Source organism: Caulobacter sp. GSs2 (assembly GCF_058680895.1).
The window spans coordinates 381,978-399,147 of record NZ_CM178725.1; the positions used below are offsets into that span (position 1 = coordinate 381,978).

At 67.9% G+C, this 17,170-nt stretch carries 16 protein-coding genes; 9 read left to right on the forward strand and 7 right to left on the reverse strand.

The genetic code is table 11. The features are described from left to right. Positions 1–48: 48 nt before the first annotated feature. A complete protein-coding gene (locus ACW17Z_RS01820) occupies positions 49–1,227 on the reverse strand; it encodes a M48 family metallopeptidase (protein WP_492057366.1) in 1,179 nt (392 codons plus the stop codon). A gap of 166 nt (positions 1,228–1,393) precedes the next feature. Between ACW17Z_RS01820 and tcyJ the strand changes: the two genes are divergently transcribed. The 7 genes from tcyJ to ACW17Z_RS01855 all read left to right on the forward strand — a co-directional run bounded on the left by tcyJ (position 1,394) and on the right by ACW17Z_RS01855 (position 8,916). Beyond that, positions 1,394–2,182 carry a cystine ABC transporter substrate-binding protein gene (tcyJ, locus tag ACW17Z_RS01825; protein WP_492057367.1) on the forward strand — a complete coding sequence of 263 codons (789 nt, stop codon included), beginning with the start codon at positions 1,394–1,396 and terminating at the stop codon, positions 2,180–2,182. Between the two features lie 2 nt (positions 2,183–2,184). Continuing rightward, a complete protein-coding gene (gene tcyL / locus ACW17Z_RS01830; protein WP_419317064.1) occupies positions 2,185–2,844 on the forward strand; it encodes a cystine ABC transporter permease in 660 nt (219 codons plus the stop codon). After that, a complete protein-coding gene (locus tag ACW17Z_RS01835; protein WP_492057368.1) occupies positions 2,841–3,575 on the forward strand; it encodes an amino acid ABC transporter ATP-binding protein in 735 nt (244 codons plus the stop codon). Before tcyL ends, ACW17Z_RS01835 begins: the two co-directional genes overlap by 4 nt. Positions 3,576–3,645: 70 nt before the next feature. Further along, positions 3,646–3,948 (forward strand): hypothetical protein, encoded by a 303-nt coding sequence (locus tag ACW17Z_RS01840; protein ID WP_492057369.1) that lies wholly within the window; start codon positions 3,646–3,648, stop codon positions 3,946–3,948. A 39-nt stretch (positions 3,949–3,987) separates the two neighbouring features. Further along, the gene (gene recG / locus ACW17Z_RS01845) at positions 3,988–6,063 is read left to right on the forward strand and encodes an ATP-dependent DNA helicase RecG (RefSeq protein WP_492057370.1); all 2,076 of its coding nucleotides are present in this window, start codon (positions 3,988–3,990) and stop codon (positions 6,061–6,063) included. Positions 6,064–6,253: 190 nt separating this feature from the next. Further along, on the forward strand, positions 6,254–6,550 hold the full coding sequence (locus ACW17Z_RS01850; RefSeq protein WP_492057371.1) for a DUF3892 domain-containing protein: 297 nt from the start codon (positions 6,254–6,256) through the stop codon (positions 6,548–6,550). Between the two features lie 152 nt (positions 6,551–6,702). Beyond that, positions 6,703–8,916: an MAP7 domain-containing protein gene (locus ACW17Z_RS01855; protein ID WP_492057372.1), complete on the forward strand. Its 2,214-nt coding sequence runs from the start codon at positions 6,703–6,705 to the stop codon at positions 8,914–8,916. On the opposite strand, the gene ACW17Z_RS01860 is transcribed toward ACW17Z_RS01855, so the two are convergent. Beyond that, on the reverse strand, positions 8,913–9,857 hold the full coding sequence (locus ACW17Z_RS01860) for a DUF808 domain-containing protein (RefSeq protein WP_492057373.1): 945 nt from the start codon (positions 9,855–9,857) through the stop codon (positions 8,913–8,915). The two genes, ACW17Z_RS01855 and ACW17Z_RS01860, sit on opposite strands and share 4 nt — an antisense overlap. A 119-nt stretch (positions 9,858–9,976) precedes the next feature. Between ACW17Z_RS01860 and ACW17Z_RS01865 the strand changes: the two genes are divergently transcribed. Then, positions 9,977–10,954: a phosphotransferase family protein gene (locus ACW17Z_RS01865; protein ID WP_492057374.1), complete on the forward strand. Its 978-nt coding sequence runs from the start codon at positions 9,977–9,979 to the stop codon at positions 10,952–10,954. Beyond that, positions 10,951–11,319, forward strand: a complete 369-nt coding sequence (locus ACW17Z_RS01870; protein ID WP_419317072.1) for a DUF6285 domain-containing protein — start codon at positions 10,951–10,953, stop codon at positions 11,317–11,319. Before ACW17Z_RS01865 ends, ACW17Z_RS01870 begins: the two co-directional genes overlap by 4 nt. On the opposite strand, the gene ACW17Z_RS01875 is transcribed toward ACW17Z_RS01870, so the two are convergent. The 5 genes from ACW17Z_RS01875 to kdsA all read right to left on the reverse strand — a co-directional run bounded on the left by ACW17Z_RS01875 (position 11,286) and on the right by kdsA (position 17,142). After that, positions 11,286–12,440 carry a DUF3089 domain-containing protein gene (locus ACW17Z_RS01875; protein ID WP_492057375.1) on the reverse strand — a complete coding sequence of 385 codons (1,155 nt, stop codon included), beginning with the start codon at positions 12,438–12,440 and terminating at the stop codon, positions 11,286–11,288. The two genes, ACW17Z_RS01870 and ACW17Z_RS01875, sit on opposite strands and share 34 nt — an antisense overlap. 31 nt (positions 12,441–12,471) lie before the next feature. Next, complete coding sequence (locus ACW17Z_RS01880; RefSeq protein ID WP_419255338.1) at positions 12,472–13,674, reverse strand: acetyl-CoA acetyltransferase; 1,203 nt, start codon at positions 13,672–13,674, stop codon at positions 12,472–12,474. A gap of 11 nt (positions 13,675–13,685) precedes the next feature. Next, positions 13,686–15,170: an OB-fold domain-containing protein gene (locus ACW17Z_RS01885; RefSeq protein WP_492057376.1), complete on the reverse strand. Its 1,485-nt coding sequence runs from the start codon at positions 15,168–15,170 to the stop codon at positions 13,686–13,688. Between the two features lie 107 nt (positions 15,171–15,277). After that, positions 15,278–16,279, reverse strand: a complete 1,002-nt coding sequence (gene rfaD, locus ACW17Z_RS01890; RefSeq protein ID WP_492057377.1) for an ADP-glyceromanno-heptose 6-epimerase — start codon at positions 16,277–16,279, stop codon at positions 15,278–15,280. Then, complete coding sequence (gene kdsA, locus ACW17Z_RS01895) at positions 16,276–17,142, reverse strand: 3-deoxy-8-phosphooctulonate synthase (protein ID WP_492057378.1); 867 nt, start codon at positions 17,140–17,142, stop codon at positions 16,276–16,278. Before kdsA ends, rfaD begins: the two co-directional genes overlap by 4 nt. Between the last annotated feature and the right edge of the window lie 28 nt (positions 17,143–17,170).

Genomic DNA, 17,170 nt, shown 5'->3' on the forward strand with positions numbered 1-17,170 from the left:
CGGCGGTCCCGGCTCGGCGCGCTACGCGCTTGGCCGGGATGACAGGTTTTACTGTGGATGCGCCGCCTTCCAGTCCATCGCCCGGCGGATTCGGACGCCCACGGCCGGGTGGTCGTAGAACAGCGCCTCCTCCAGCTTGCCGGGCGTGGCGGCGCGGTACTCGATGGTCTTGACCAGGGCCTTGGCCAGGCCATCGGGCTCGCCCACATGCTCGAGGCTGTAGCGGTCGGCGTCGGTCTCGATCTCCCGGATCACCGTATTGGCGACCGGTCCGCCCAGCAGGCCCAGCACCGCCAGGATCACGGCCAGCACCGGCAGGCCGGCAGGATCGGCGATGCCCATCACCCCGCCGGCGCCCAGCAGCCGCTGGGCGGGCGCGAACAGGCGATCGACGACGAAGAACGCCAGGATCGCCAGCAAGCTGAAGATGCCGGTGATCCAGAGGGAGTGGCCGCGGGCGTAGTGGCCCATCTCGTGGCCGACGACGCCGCGCACCTCGGCCAGGTCCGCGCCCTTCTTGAACATGGTGTCGCTCATGGCGATCCGCGCCGAACCGAACAGGCCCGAGACATTGGCCGTATAGGCGTTGGACTGTTTGGAGCCGTCATAGATGAAGATCTTGTCGGACGGCACGCCGTTGGCCTTGGCCATCTGGACCACGGCGTCGCGCACCTGACCGGCAGGGGCCGGCGTGTAAGTGTTGAACAGCGGCTCGATATAGATCGGGGCGACGAGCATGCCCAGGACCATGAAGCCGGCGGTCAGGCCGCCTGCCCACAGCCACCACAGGCGGCGCGCCCTGCGGATCAGGGCGTAAAGGGCCACGAAGAACAGGCCCGTGACGACAGCCGAGATGGCCATCGACATCACCCCCTCGCCCAGCCAGCCGGTGAAGGCCTGGCTGGTCATGCCGTACGATTTTTCGCGCCACCAGTTGGAATAGACCGACCAGGGCAGGCCGAGGACCCAGTCGACCAGCAGATAGACCACCCCGACCCCGAAACTGGCCACGATCGGGCGCGGGCGGCGACGTTCCAGCCCCGCTCGCACCCGAACCAGTACGCCCGAGCGGATGATCAGCCAGGCCGTGAGGACCGAGATCAGAAAACCCCACAGCAGCAGCCAGTGGCCGCCCTGCGTATAGGCCTGCGCCTTGGCGTGGGCCGCCGGCGACAGCTGCGCCAGATAGGCGGCCGTGGCGGCGGCCGCATCGAATTGCTGGGTCATTGCCCCTCCCCTTGACGTGCGTGAGCCGGAGAAGGGCAGAGTCCGCAGCAGGCGTCAGCTTAATTCCACGTCAGACGGGGGGAAGCGTTCGCCGCTCGCGCTTGCCTCTGGCGAAGGACGCGCCGGCGTATAGAACTGGAGTCGCTCACCGATTTTCGAGGCCTCCATGCGATTCCACGACCGTCGAAACATTCTCCTGGGCGCCGGCGCGCTGACCCTGGCCGGCTGCGGCGACAACGCCAAGGAGGCCGCCCAGACCACGGCCCAGCGGGTCGCGGCCAGCAAGACCCTGCGCATCGGGCTGGAAGGCACCTACCCGCCGTTCAACTTCCAGGACAAGGACGGCCAGCTGGCCGGGTTCGACGTCGATTTCGCCAAGGCCCTGGCCGCCCAGATGGGCCTCAAGCCGCTGTTCAGCCCCTCGCCCTTCGCCGGCCTGCTGGGCGCGCTGGAATCGCGGCGCATAGACGTGGTGATCAACCAGATCACCATCACGCCCGAACGCGCGGCCAAATACGATTTCTCCAAGCCCTATACGGTGTCGGGCATCCAGATCATCGTGCTCAGGGGCAAGGCCGGCCCCTACTCGCCCGCCGAACTGGCCGGCAAGAAGGTCGGCGTCGGTCTGGGCACCAACTACGAGAGCTGGGCGCGGGCCAATGTTCCGACCGCCGACATCCGCACCTATGACGACGATCCGACCAAGTATCAGGACCTGAAGGCCGGTCGCATCGACGCGGTGCTCAACGACCGGCTGGTGGCCGCCGACTTCGTCAAGAACTCGCCGGAGTTCATCGCCGCCGGCCCGGCCTTCGCACCGCAGAACCAGGGCGTGGCCATGCTGAAGGATCCTGCCATGAAGGTGATGGTCGATCAGGCCATCGCGGCCATGCGCGCCGACGGCCGGATGGCGGCGATCTCGCGGACCTGGTTCGGCGCGGACGTGACCCAATAGGCATGGACGCCACCCTCGATCTTCTGACCCAGTCGGCGCCGCTGCTGCTGAAGGGCGCAGGCTATACCGTGGCGCTCAGCCTGATCGGCATGAGCCTGGGGCTTGTGCTGGGCTTTGGACTGGCCCTGATGCGGCTGTCGCGCTCGCCGCTGCTGCGGTGGCCGGCGGCCGTCTATGTCTCGGCCATTCGCGGCACGCCGCTGCTGGTGCAGCTGTTCCTGATCTATTACGGCCTGCCGCAGTTCGGGATCGAGCTGCCGCCGCTGGTCGCGGCCGGCATCGGTTTCTCGCTGAACATCGCCGCCTATGCCTGCGAGATCCTGCGCAGCGCCATCGCCAATGTCGATCGCGGCCAATGGGAGGCCGCCACCGTGCTGGGCATGAGCCGGGGCCAGGCCCTGCGCCGGGTGATCCTGCCCCAGGCCGCCCGCACCGCCGTCGCGCCGCTGTCCAACAGCTTCATCAGCCTGGTCAAGGACACCTCGCTGGCCGCCACGATCCAGGTGCCGGAGCTGTTCCGCCAGACCCAGCTGATCACGGCCCGCACCTTCGAGATCTTCACGATGTATCTGGCGGCCGCCGCGATCTACTGGATCGTCTCTACCCTGCTGGCCGCCGGACAGGGCGTGCTGGAACGCCGCGCCGCGGAGGGCCGCCGATGAGCGCCGTTTCCGCCAGGGGCCTGATCAAGCGCTTCGACGGGACCACCGTGCTGAACGGCGTCGATATCGAGGTCGCCCAGGGCGAGGTCGTGGCCATCATCGGCCCCAGCGGCTCGGGCAAATCCACCCTGCTGCGCTGCATGGCCGGTCTGGAGTTGCTGGACGGCGGCTCGCTGAAGATCGCCGGCGTCGAGGCCGCGCCCCGCGCGCCCCTGGCCCGCGCCCTGAAGGGCCGGGTGGGCTTCGTCTTTCAGAGCTTCAACCTGTTCCCGCATCGCACCGCCCTGCAGAACGTCGCCGAAGGCCCGATCGTCGTGCGCGGCGAAGCCCGGCCCGCCGCCGAGGCCCGTGCGCGGGCCCTGCTGGAGAAGGTCGGACTGGGCGCACGGCTCGACGCCTATCCCGGGGAACTGTCCGGCGGCCAGCAGCAGCGCTGCGCCATTGCTCGGGCCCTGGCCATGGATCCGGAGGTCATTCTGTTCGACGAGCCGACCTCGGCCCTGGACCCGGAACTGGTCGGCGAGGTGCTTTCGGTCATCCGTGAACTGGCCGTGGAACGGCGAACAATGTTGATCGTCACGCACCAGATGGACTTCGCCCGCGACGTCGCCGACCGCACGATCTTCATGGATAGCGGCGTCATCGTCGAACAGGCCCCCTCGCGCGAGCTGTTCGGAGCGCCTAAGGAAGAGCGCACGCGACGATTCCTCGGCAAAGTGACGACGCCCTGAGCCTTATTTTGGCCAAGGGCGCCCCCCACCACATCGCCGCCAACGCCGCGTGCTGTTGAGGCGAGGTCCTGTGAAACTCTATATCGAACTGAAAGGCGCTTCCGGCGCCGTCTACCGCTACAAGCTGGCCGAGGACGCTGATCCCCGGACGACCATCGCTGGCAATTTCGTCTATATCGACGCCAAGGGCGCCGTGTTGTTCGCCGGCGAGACCAACAACCTGATCGGCGCCACCGCGCGCTGGCCGGAGGCCCAGACCCGCCATGGCGCGTCGGCCCTGTACACGCGCCTGAACGTCTCGGGCGCGTCGCGCGCCGAGGAGCATGCCGATCTGGTCACGGCGCTTGATCCCGTGATGAACCGCGACGCGTAAACGTCCCCAACTGGCGTCGGCTTCGTTATTGTCGCGCCGATGCGACCCGAGATTCTCTTTCCGCTGTTTACGCCGGTCTCCACGCTGAAAGGCGTGGGGCCGCGCGTCGCGCCTCTGGTCGAGAAGATCGCCGGCTCGATCGTCCGCGACGTGCTGTTCACCGTCCCCACCAGCGTTATCCGCCGCACCGCCACCACGGTGGACCGGGCCATCGACGGCCAGGTCCAGACCTTTATCGTCAGCATCGACGCCCACCAGCCGCCCGGCCGCCTGGGCCAGCCGTGGAAGATCCGCGCCTGGGACGAGACCGGCTTCCTGACCCTGACCTGGTTCAAGGGCCACGGCCCGCACCTGGAGCGCCAGCACCCGGCCGGCGCGCGTCGCGCGGTCAGCGGCAAGGTCGAGCGGTTCGGCTCCGAGATCCAGGTCGCCCATCCCGAATATCTGCTGCCCGAAGACCGCGCCGGCGAGATTCCCGAGTTCGAGCCGGTCTATCCCGCCACCGCCGGCCTGCCCTCGCGCACCTTTCGCCGGTTCGCCCTGGAAGCCCTGAGCCGCGCCGCCGACCTGCCGGAATGGCTGGATCCCGCCTGGCAAAACCGCGAAGGCCTGCCGTCCTGGCGCGCGGCCTTCGCCGCAGCCCACAACCCCGCCGGCGAAGCCGATATCCACCTGCTGTCGCCGCACCGCCGGCGCCTGGCCTATGACGAACTGCTGGCCCACCAGCTGGCCCTGGCCCAGCGCAAGGCCTCGCGCCGCGCCCAGCCGGCCCCCCGCATCGGTCCCAGCCCCCTGGCCGCCGAAGCCGAAAAGGCCCTGCCCTTCCGGCTGACCGGCGCCCAGATCCGCGCGCTCTCCGAGGTCAGGGGTGATCTCGCGTCCGGCGAGCGCATGAGCCGGCTGCTGCAAGGTGATGTCGGCTCGGGCAAGACCGTGGTGGGCATGCTGGCCATCGCCGACGCGGCTGGCGCGGGCCTGCAGTCAGCGTTCATGGCCCCCACCGAGATCCTGGCCCGCCAGCACTACGAGACCATAGCGCCGGCCATGACGGCGCTGGGCCTGTCGGTGATCCTGCTGACCGGGCGCGACAAGGGGGCGGGCCGCGCCAACAAGCTGGCGGGTCTGGCCAGCGGCGCGCACGCTGTGGCCATCGGCACCCACGCCCTGTTCCAGAACGACGTGGTGTTCAAAAACCTGGGTCTGTCGATCATCGACGAGCAGCATCGCTTCGGCGTCAACGAACGCCGCCGGCTGCAGGACAAGGGGGATGGCGTCCATCTTCTGGCCATGTCGGCCACGCCGATCCCGCGCACCCTGGAGTTGACCGTGTTCGGCGACCTGGACGTCTCGCGCATCGACGAGAAACCGCCGGGTCGGACGCCGGTGGCGACCCGCGCGGTGCCCATGCCGCGCCTGCCCGAGATCGTCGCCCGCCTGAAAAGCGCGGCGCAGGGCGGCGCCCAGGCCTTCTGGATCTGCCCGCTGGTCTCGGAGTCCGAAAAGATCGACCTGCAGGCCGCCGAAGCCCGCGCCGCCGACCTGCGCCAGATCATCGGCCCGTCTGTTGGCCTGGTGCATGGCCAGATGCCCGCCGCCGAGAAGGACGCAGTCATGGCCGACTTCGTCGACGGCAAGGTGTCGGTTCTGGTCGCCACCACGGTGGTCGAGGTGGGGGTCAATGTGCCCAACGCCAGCATCATGGTCATCGAACAGGCCGAACGCTTCGGCCTGGCCCAGCTTCACCAGCTGCGCGGCCGGGTCGGCCGCGGCGCGCGAGAAAGCGCCTGCGTGCTGCTGTATGACCTGCCGCTGTCGGATACCGCCCAGCAGCGGCTGGACATCCTGCGCAAGTCCGACGACGGCTTTGAGATCGCCGAGAAGGATCTGGAGCTGCGCGGCGGCGGCGATCCGCTTGGCCTCAAGCAGAGCGGCTTTCCCGCCTATCGGCTGGCCGACCCCGTGGCCCACCGCGACCTGATCGCCGTAGCCGCTGATGACGCCCGCCTGATCCTGGCCCGCGACCCGGATCTGACCTCGCCACGCGGTCAGGCCGTGCGCACACTTCAGGAACTTTTCGACTGGAAACCGACCGCGCCACAGCACGACGCAGGGTAGAGCGCGGCGGCGCGCGAGCCTCGTGTGACGAATGATCCCCCAAAGACGGGTCAAGCTGCTATACTGATGAAAGCGTTGATCCGTCGACGCTCATTGCACCAGCAGAATGGCCTTCTTGGCGCCCCGGCTTTGCGCGCAGTCGCAAACTGACCGGCGCCGTCGCTTACCCTGCGCGCACCCGGAAGGTACTATGGCTCAACGCGCCGAAATCAGCTTTGCCGCCCAGAACGATCGCCACAGCACCTATGAGCGGATCACCCACATCGGCGGCGGCGTCGCCAAGCCCTGGAAGCTGACGATCAAGGAAGCAATCAAGCTGGTCGACAGTGGCAAGTGGCGCTTCTTCGTCATGCGCGACGATGTCGAGGTCAAGGTCGAGGCCCAGACCAGCCGTACCGGTTGCCGCTATCTGAAGACCGCCAACGACCGCAACGAGCCGCACGACCTGCTGACGCTTCCCGACTTCCCGGCGACCGAGACGGTCTAACTGGACGATAGTCCTACGCGGTCGATATGCGGGTCGCGAAGCCCCTGAGATTAACCGACTTGTCGTCTGACAACCGCGCTGTTTAAGCTCCGCTCCAGTTTAGGGGGAGCCAGATGGGGTATAGTGACCCGCGCTGCGGCGCAGGCGTCGTGATGGCCGCTCTGATGGTTTTGGGTCTGGCGGCGGCGCCGGGCCTGGCTGTGGCCCAATCTTCTGGACAACGCGACATCCGGGTGCCTTTCGGGCCTCCGGTCAGCGGCGACGGCTATACCGGCGGTTCGGTCGGCGTCTCCTACGCCTTCCTCGCCTGCTTTGGCGAAATCCATATCAACTACAGTCTGGCGGCGGGCTCGGCCCAGGCCAGCGACGTCTATCTGATGGGCGGCAAGACCTATGTCGCCGACGGGACGCCACCCAAGGTCGACACGATTCGCTTTGCAGGCACGGTCTCTCGGGGTGGTTCGGAGTTTGTCGGCAATTTCGCAGACGGCGCCACCGGCTCCTACGGCGCCAAGGGCTGTATGTCGGGCATCACCCAGAAGGTCGGCATGCTGACGCCGTGGCTGGGTCCGCGCCCGACCGCCGAGCAGATCACCAATTTCCTCAACACCCTGAGCGTGAAGGTCGAACCCGCCGGGCCCGTCCGCGACACCTCCCTGGAAAGCCGTCTGAAGGCCCAGGACCGCGCGAGACAAGACGCCGTTGAAAACCAGCAGCGCCAGGAGAAAGCGTCGGCCGAGGCCAGGCGCGTCGCCGAGGAACGCCGCAAGGCCGAAGCCGCCAAGCCTGTGTCGCGCACGCCCACGGGCTCTGGCGGCGGATACGCGCCGCAGCAGCAGGCATCGCCATCGCCACAGCCCGCGCCGCGTCCCCTTACCGACGCCGAGCGGGGCGACAGGGCTATCGCCTCGGACAGAATCCTGGCGCAGCAGCGCCTAGCCGAACAGCAGCGAGTCTATCACCAGCAACAACTGGCTGCTGCGGAGGCCGAGCGTCAGCGCCAGATCCAGATGAACGCCGCAATGGTCCAGGCCGCGCCCATCATCTACGGCGCGCTCGAGAGCGTGACCGACAGCATCGATCAGGCCTTCGCCCAGGCGAAGGCCAATCGCTGGGCCAATGCGCAATCCAACCTGATCGGCAAATGCCGAGACGGCGCAGAGGGCAACTGGCCCATCGCCAAGGATGGCGACCTTTTGCTGGGCGTACCGATGCGCTCGGAGTTGACCGTCGCCGATTGCGGCGACCGGCCCGACAATCGCTTCAAGACCTTCCGACTGATCATCGACGAGCAGATGCGCGTGCGCATCAAGGCCGACGGCTCGATGTGGATGAACGCCACCATCGTACTGATCGGGACCAAGCCGCAGAAGACCGTCATCACACGATACGACGCGCCGGCCACCGGCGTGATCACCGCCAGCAGCGCCGTCGTCGCCAACCTGCCGCCGGGCGAATACCATGTGATGATCCACAACGCGTCGGGCGCGGGCTTCAGGCCCTTCACCGTGCTGGTCAACAAGGTCGACGCCAAGAACCGCGTCATCGCCACGGCGCCGCCACCGTCACCGCCTCAACCCAATACCTACGACGCCTTCCCATCGCCGCCGGCGGAGCCATCCCCGACACCCGCGCCGAAACCCGCGCCGGCTCGCCTCGCCGGGATCCTTGCGGCCGTCGCTGGCGCTCCGGCGCAACAGCAGACGCCTGCCTCTCCCGCCGCCGGGCTTTTCGGCGCGCCTAGGCAGCCCACCCCGACGTCAGCACCGACGGCGCCTCGGCAAAGCGCCGCCCAGATCGCTGCGCAGCCGCTTCAGACGGCTATCGTCACCGAGCAGCACAAAGCCGACGTCGCCGCCAGAAAATCCCAGTTCGCGATTGGCTGGGCCCCGTCGCGGGTCGTCGAGATCAACGCCAGGGGCAACTTCCCCGCCGGCTCGTTCAACACCAAGTGCAACAAGCTTGTCTCGGCCGCGCCTGAACCGACCCTTCTGACCTACAAGGCCGGCGAAAGCGGTCAGGGGCCCGGCGGGATCGTTCGCTATGCCGGCGAAGGCAGTCGCTGCCGGCCGCAGACCGCCGGTGTCATCCAGTATGCCGACGGCACGCAGTGGATCGGCGGCGTCACCTCGCTTGACGTGACCCCGTTCCTGCCTCAGCCGGACGGCTTGGGAGAGTTCAAGTTTGCCGAGGGCGTCTCCAAGATGCTGCGGGCGCGCAAGACCGTCGACGGCTGGGAGGTCGCCGAGGAGTTCGTCGAACCGCCGCCCCCTCTGCCGCCAGAGGTGGCCAAGCCTGCCGCGCGCAAGGCCGCGCCGAAGAAGAAAAAGACCGGGCCGACCGGCGGAGCAGCCAGGCCGTTCTAATGCGCCGCCGCGCCTTTGCGGTGATGCCAGAGGTGCATGACGCCCGCCAGCACGCCGCCGACCACCAGGCCCACCACGGCTGAGCCCAGGGCGAAAGCCAGCCAGCCGGTCACCGCGCCTACGCCGGGAACGCCCTGCGCCCAGTGCGAGAAGCCTTCCACCCAGACCGGGATCGGGGTCAGGTGGAAGTGCTCAAGGCCATGGACGATGATGCCACCCCCGACCCACAGCATGGCGGCGGTGCCGATGAGGGTCAGGGCCTCCATGGTGATGGGCATGGCCTTGACCAGGCCGCGCCCGAACCCGCGCACCCCGGCGTTCTTGCGCTGGGCCAGGTGCAGACCGATGTCGTCCATCTTCACGATCAGCCCGACCACGCCATAGACCGCGATGGTCAGCAGCACGCCGACCACGGCCAGGGCGCCGGCCTGGATCAGCAGGGGCTTGTCGGCCACGTCGGCCAGGGCGATGGCCATGATCTCGCCCGACAGGATCAGGTCCGTGCGGATCGCGCCGTTGACCTTCTGGGCTTCCAGCTCTGGACCGCTCAGGGCCAGTTCTTCAGGCTCGTCGGCGCTGTGTTGACCGCTCAGCGCCTCCAGGATCTTCTCGGTCGCCTCAAAGGCCAGATACGAGCCGCCAACCATCAGGATCGGCGTGACCGCCCACGGCGCGAAGGCGCTGAGCGCCAGCGCACCGGGCAGCAGGAACAGCAGCTTGTTCCTGAACGAGCCCACCGCGATCTTCCAGACGATCGGCAGTTCGCGGTCGGGCGTGAAGCCCATGGCGTAGCCGGGCGTCACCGCCGCGTCGTCCACCACGACACCGACCGCCTTGGTCCCGGCCTTGCCGGCCGCGCCCGTGACATCGTCCAGAGAAGCGGCGGCGAGCTTGGTGATGCCAGCGACATCGTCCAGCAGTGCGGCAAGGCCGGAAGGCATAGGGGGCGCCCGATTCTGATAGCGGAAAGAAGTGGAACGCCACGGTGTGGTGATCGGCTCCGAAAGTCGATGATAGGATCGCTTGCCTGACGTGGGGTGAGGTCTGAAAGCGTGACGAAATGAATATCCCCGCCGCCCTCGCCCGCCTTGCGCCGCAGCTGTCGCCGACCGCGACCACGGCGGTGAACGCCCGGCGGCTGTCGGGCGGCGCCAGTCTGGAGACCTGGGCCTTCGACCTCGACGACGGCGCGGCCCTGATCCTGCGGCGACGCCCCGACAACGCACCGCCGCGCGAGACCGCCGCGTCCCTGGCCCATGAGGCCGCCCTGATCGTGGCCGCCGGCCGATCCGGCGCGCCGGTTCCGATCGTCGAGCGTGTCTGCGATCCCGAGGACGGCCTGGGCGAAGCCTTCGTCATGCGACGGCTCGAGGGCGAGACCCTGGGCAAGCGCATCGTCCGCGACGCCGCCTTCGACGCGGTTCGGCCCGATCTGGCGCGCCGCTGCGGCGAGGTGCTGGCCCGGATCCACGGCGCCGGGCTGGACGACCTGCCGCCGCTGACGACCTCGGACGCCCGGGGCGAGCTGGCGCGCTATGAAGAGGTCTATCGTCAGCATGGCGCCGAGCGTCCGACCTTCGAGGCCGCCTTCCGCTGGCTGGAGGCCACAGCGCCCGAGCCCGTCACCCCCGTGCTGGTCCATGGCGATTTTCGCAATGGCAACCTGATGATCCATCCCGAGCAGGGCCTGGTGGGCGTGCTGGACTGGGAACTGGCCCATCTGGGCGACCCGGCCGAGGACCTGGGCTGGATCTGCGTCAATTCCTGGCGGTTTGGCCAGTGGCGCAAACCGGTGGGCGGCTTTGGCGACTATCAGGCCCTGCTGGATGGCTATGCCCAGGCCGGTGGGCGCGAGATTCCGCTGTCGCGACTGCAGTTCTGGCAGGCGCTGGGCTCGCTGAAATGGGGCGTCATGTGCCTGATGATGTATTCCAGCTTCGCGACCGGCGCCGATCCCTCGATCGAGCGCGCCATGATCGGTCGGCGGGTCAGCGAAACCGAGATCGATCTGGTCCGGCTGATGGAGACGATGGCGTGATCACCTGCCCGACCGCCGGCGAACTCCAGACCGCCCTCGCCCTGTTCGATCGCGAGGCCGAAGGCCCCGCCGACGCGCGTCGCGTCTTTCTGGCCCGCGTCGCCGACAATGCCCGCGCCCTGCTTGCGCGCGAAGCGACGCTAGGTGAAGCCGCCGAGAACGAGGAACGCGCGCGACTGTCGGACCTGCTGGGCGCCGACGGTGACTTCACGGACCTCAATCACAGGCTCTGCCTGGCGCTGCGGTCCGGCGCGCTGGATCCGCGTGCCCCGGCTCTGCTGGCCCACCTGCGCGCGACCGCGATCGCCCGGATCGCCATCGATCAGCCAGGCTATTGCGGGCTTGAAGCGCTGCTCGCGGACTGAACCGGCCTGCCCGTGAAGGTGGCCACCCGGCCCTGGGCGTCGGCTTCGATGTCGGCATAGAACAGGTTGAACCCGTCGACCTTGCGGCGGTCGGCCCACGAGCCGCCGTCGCGCAGGGCCGTCGATTTGGGTCGACTGGTGTGCAGCAGGCCATCCTCGCACTGGGCCCAGACCTGGCGCTGCAGGAAGGCCGGCCGAGCGCCCCATTCCAGTCCGGTGGCGTTGGCCGCGCCCTGGTTCAGCCGCGCCGGCGCCCGCTCCTGGCTGACACCGCCCAGCAGCGGATTGAAGCACAGCGCGCGGCGGTCGTTCAGGTCGATCAGCTGGTCGCCGGAGTCCCAGATCAGAGAGCGATGGGTGAGCTCCTGGATCCGCTGGAAGTCGCCCTCCTGGGCCGAGGCCCAGGCGGCGACGCAGCCGGCCTGATCGCGCCGCTCGCAGGCCGGCAGGGGTGACACCAGGCCGTATTCCTCGGCCGGGACGATGGTCTCGATCAGATAGGCCGCGACCAGACGCTTCTTGACCGCTGGATCAGCGGCGATCTCCTCGCGCAACAGCCTGGCGGACATCGCCCCGCCCTGCTCGACGCCCACCAGGATGAACGGCCGGCCGCTGTTGTAGCGGGCCAGATAGAGCCGGAACGCCTCGCGCACGTCGCCATAGGCGAAGCGCCGCGCCTCGCGCGCGTCGTCGCGCAGGGTGAGATAGGTATAGAGGCTGGCCTGACGATAGCGCGGCGCGAACACCCGACCCACGCGATAGAACGGCCCGGCATAGTTGGGCAGCACCACGCGGTTCAGGAACCGCTGGGCCTTGGGCTGGTCGATGGCCCCGTTCCAGTCCTGGCCGCCGTCAAAGGTGGTGGGGTGGACGAAGAACACGTCGGTCGGCAGATCCTTGGGCGCCGGGCCGGACGGATCCTTGGGCCGCAGCGCCCAGGACGAGGCCTGGGCATAATGCGGTGGCGGCGGCGGCTCATAGGTCAGGAACGGGACCTTGGGATCGAGCGCGTTGCTGAGGATGTCGTAGCGCCACACGAAGGCGGCCGCGACCAGCAGCCCCAGAAAGAGCACCGCTCCGGCGAAAATCCAGCGCTTGAAGCCCTTGAAGCGATCACCCATGAGTCTGGGTTACACCAAGCAGGGCTGGGGTTTAAGCCCCCTCCTGCCCGATGATCGCCACCGAACACACATTGCTGGCCGGCGCGCCGCCCAGATTGTGGGTCATGCCGAAAACCGGGTCTTTCAGCTGGCGCTCACCGGCCCGGCCCTGCAGCTGCAGGTACATCTCGTAGAGCATGCGCAGGCCCGAGGCGCCGATCGGGTGGCCAAAGCACTTCAGACCGCCGTCGATCTGGCACGGCACCCCGCCGTCGGCGTCATAGAAGCCGTCCATCACGTCGCGCCAGCCCTGGCCCTCGGGCGAGATGAACAGGTCCTCCATCGTCACCAGTTCGGTGATCGAGAAGCAGTCGTGGACCTCGATCATCGAGATCTGTTCGCGCGGTCGCTCGATGCCGGCCTCGCGATAGGCCTTGCCGGCGGCGATGCGGGCGGTGTGGAAATGGCTGCCGTCCCAGCCGTTGTACTGGCTCTCGTAGCCGTTGGAGACCGACAGCTGGATGGCCTTGACCATGGTCAGGTTCTTCTTGCCCATCGCCTTGGCGATCTCGGGCGTGGTGACGATGGCGCAGGCCGCGCCGTCCGACACGCCGCAGCAGTCGAACAGGCCCAGCGGCTCGGCGATCATCGGGGCGTTGAGCACCTGCTCGACCGTGACCGGCTTGCGCAGGTGGGCCTTGGCGTTCTTGGCGCCGTTGGCGTGGCTCTTGACCGAAACGTGGGCGATGGCGCGCTTCAGGTCGTCCTTGGAGACGCCATGCTTGGCGCGATAGGCGCTGGCCAGCTGGGCGAAGTTGCCGGGGGCCGAGCCGTTGGGCATGACCTGAGGCATCAGGGTGCCGGGATTGGCGACCGGCAGGCCGCCATAGCCGGTGTCTTTCAGCTTCTCGACGCCCAGGGCGATGGCGATATCGGCCGCGCCGGAGGCCACGGCATAGACCGCGCCCCGGAAGGCTTCCGAACCCGAGGCGCAGAAGTTCTCCACCCGGGTCACGGCGATATTGGGCAGGCGCAGGGCGATCGACATCGGCGTGCCGCCCTTGCCGGTGCCCATCTCGTCGACATGGGTCGAGAACCAGGCCGCGTCCAGCTGGCTGGGCTCGATGCCAGCGTCGCTCATGGCCTCGATATAGGCCTCGACCATCAGATCGTCGGGACCGCAGTCCCAACGCTCGCCGAACTTGCTGCAGCCCATCCCCAGGATGGCGACCTTGTCACGGATGCCTTGCGCCATGATCGTCTCTCCTATTCCGCCGCGACGGCGGTTTGAGCTGAAACCGCCGAACGATCCGGCGCGGCCTTCCAGAAATAGCGGACGAAGCCGCGCTTCTCGTCGATGTCCTTGATCCGGAACACCATCTTGACCGGCAGGCCGGTGTCGACGTCGCCGGGCGACACGTCGGTGATGTCCATCATGATCCGCCCGCCGCCCTCGAAGACGATCATGCCGTAGTGGTTGGGCGGGGCCATCGAGAACGTCAGGTAGTCGGCCGAATAGCTGAGCACCGAGGCCTTGCGCTCGGCGAAGCGGTACGGCTCCTGGGTGTCGACGGCGGGATTGTTGGGGGCCACCGAGATGCGGGTGCGCGGGAACTGCACCACGCCGGTCTCGCGACAGCGACCGCCGACCAGGCCCAGGATCATGTCCTCGTTGCGATAGAGGGTGGTCAGGGCCGTCTTGTTGTCTTTCTCGGCCCGCATGCCCTTGTCCCAGTCGACCAGGCCATTGAACATGAGGAACTTCAGATAGTTGGTCTCTTCCTGACGATCCGCCAGCGAACCGGTCACGCCGCGCGCCGGCTTGAGGTTGGCCGCGCCGGTCGCCCGGAACACCAGGGCCTCGGCGCCCTGGCCGAACTGGGAAACGACGATGATCTCGCCCGCCTTGGCCTGTTCCAGGGCGTGGGCCAGCATCAGCGGGCCATGAGCGCTGCCCGCCTCGCCCATCAACGCGGCGAGGTTGTCACGCACGGCTTCGGCCGGGATGCCCAGGCTCTTGGCCAGGGTCGCGGCCATGCCGGAAAAGGTCGAAGGGAAACAGAAATGCGCCACGTCTGCGGGCGCGACGCCCGCAGCAGTCAGCGCGCGCTTCACCGCCGGCGGGACCAGCTTGACGATGCCCTCGTCGCGGATCCAGCGCTCTTCCCACGCATAGTCGAAGCCGCCGTCATTGCCCCGGAAATGGTCGACGAAATCGTCGGTGACGCTGCCGCGCCCCAGGAAGTCGGCCGCGCCACCTTCAGCGGTGACCACAAAGGCCGCCGCGCCATCGCCGCAGTCGAGCTCCAGCGCCGAGACCGCGCGCGCCTTGCGACGCTCGCCGGCCGCGACCAGCGCGGTCTTCGCCGCGCCGCCGGACACCGCCGCCAGGGCGTCGGCCAGGGCCGTCAGGCCGCAACGCTGCGAGCCGGTGACGTCGCTGGCGGTGATCGATTTTTCCAGGGTCAGGGCCGCCGAGACGACGCCCGCGTTCAGCCGGTCGGCGAACGGCGCGGTCGTGGAGGCGAAGTAGAGGGCGTCGACATGGCTGCGGTCGTCGCCGGACCCCAGGGCGTCACGAGCCGCCTCGACCGCCATGGTCAGGGCGTCCTCGTCCCAGTTGGCCATCGAGCGCTCGCCCTTGCCCTTGGACTTCAGGTTCGGCGCGACCCAGGCATTGGCCTCGACCATCGCCCTGCGGCTCAAACGTAAACGCGGCGCATAGGCGCCCCAGGCGGCGATGCCGACCATGTTCCGCTCCCTCGTCGGTTTTTCCGACTGATCAGCGGTTAGATTACGCTCGCGGAAAGGGGCTGCAAGTGTGACGTGGCGGCAGTTGAGCGCCTAAAATTCGACCGCTACCGATACGGATCATCCGTATTCAGATACCCCGCCACATAGTCCGCCACCCCGTCCTCGAGCGACGTCATCGGCGCGGTGTAGCCAGCCTCTCGCAGCCGCTCCATGCGCGCTTGAGTGAAGTACTGGTACTTGCCGCGCAGCACTTCGGGCATCTCGACATAGCTGATGTCAGGCTGGCGCCCGACGGCCTGGAAGGTCGCTTCGGCCAGGGCCTTGAAGGTGCGAGCCTGACCCGAGCCCAGGTTGAAGACGCCGTTGACCTGCGGATTGTCGCCCAGCCAGCCGACGATGTCGGCCGCGTCGCGCACATAGACGAAGTCGCGCAGCTGGCCGCCGTCCTCGTAGTCGGGATTGTGCGACTTGAAGAGCTTGACGCCCTCGCCGGCCGCGACCTTGGGCCAGACCTGGGCCACCACCGACTTCATACCGTCCTTGTGGCCCTCATTGGGACCATAGACGTTGAAGAACTTCAGCCCGACCCATTGGAGCGGCTTGCGGCCGCGCGCGGCTTCGCGGACGGCGTAGATGTCGAACAGGGCCTTGGACCAGCCGTAGGCGTTCAGCGGGCGCAGGGCCTTGAGCGACTCGATGTCGTCCTGGCCGTCGAAGCCCAGGGTCCCGTCGCCATAGGTCGCCGCCGAAGAGGCGTAGATCAGCCGGCGGCCATGCTCGGCGCACCAGTCCCACAGGTCGCGTGACAGCACGAAGTTGGACTGGATGATCTTGTCGGCGTCCGACTCGGTGGTCGACGACACCGCGCCCATGTGGATGACCAGTTCGACGTCGCCGCCGCGCCGGGCCAGCCAGGCGAACAGATCTTCCGGCGCCACGAAATCAGCAATCGGCGACTTGGCCAGATTGCGCCACTTGCCGCTGTCGGCCTCCCGCAGGCGATCACAGACCACCACGTCGATGGTCGGATCTTCGCACAGCTTGGCGACGATGTTGGAGCCGATGAAACCGGCGCCGCCGGTGACGAGGACGGTCTTGCGGGTCATGCGGCCCGCTTGGTCAGGGCGTCGTATTCCAGGAGGTTGGCGATCAGGGCCTCGAACTGGCTCATCGGCACCATGTTGGGACCGTCGGACGGAGCGTTGTCGGGATCGGGGTGGGTTTCCACGAACACGCAGGCCACGCCGATCGAGACGGCCGCGCGGGCCAGAACCGGCACGAACTCGCGCTGCCCACCGGAAGAACCGCCCAGGCCGCCCGGCTGCTGCACGCTGTGGGTGGCGTCGAAGACGACCGGGCAGCCGATCTCCTTCATGATCGGCAGGGACCGCATGTCGCTGACCAGGGTGTTGTAGCCGAACGACACGCCACGCTCGCAGGCCATGACGTTGGGATTGCCGGCGCCCGTCACCTTGGCGATGACGTTCTTCATGTCCCAGGGGGCCAGGAACTGGCCCTTCTTGATGTTGATCGCCCGGCCCGTATTGGCGGCGGCGACCAGCAGGTCGGTCTGGCGGCACAGGAAGGCCGGGATCTGGATCACGTCGACGGCCTCGGCGACCGGAGCGCAGTGGCTGATCTCGTGGACATCGGTCAGGGTCGGCAAGCCGGTGACCTCACGGATCTCCTGGAAGATCGCCAGGCTGTCATGCAGCCCGATACCGCGCTGGGCGTTGGCCGAGGTGCGGTTGGCCTTGTCGTAGGAGGTCTTGTAGATCAGGCCGACGCCCAGGCGGTCGGCCATCTCCTTCAGGGCATGGGCCGTTTCCAGCGCGTGCTGGCGGCTTTCCATCTGGCAGGGGCCGGCGATGATCGACAGCTTTTCGTTATTGCCGATGCGGACGGGCCTTCCGTTCTCGGTCTTGACCTCGACGACGGCGTTTGGGGCTACGGCTTGGGGCTGACTCAAGGCAAGACTTCCGGCGAGTGGTGATTTC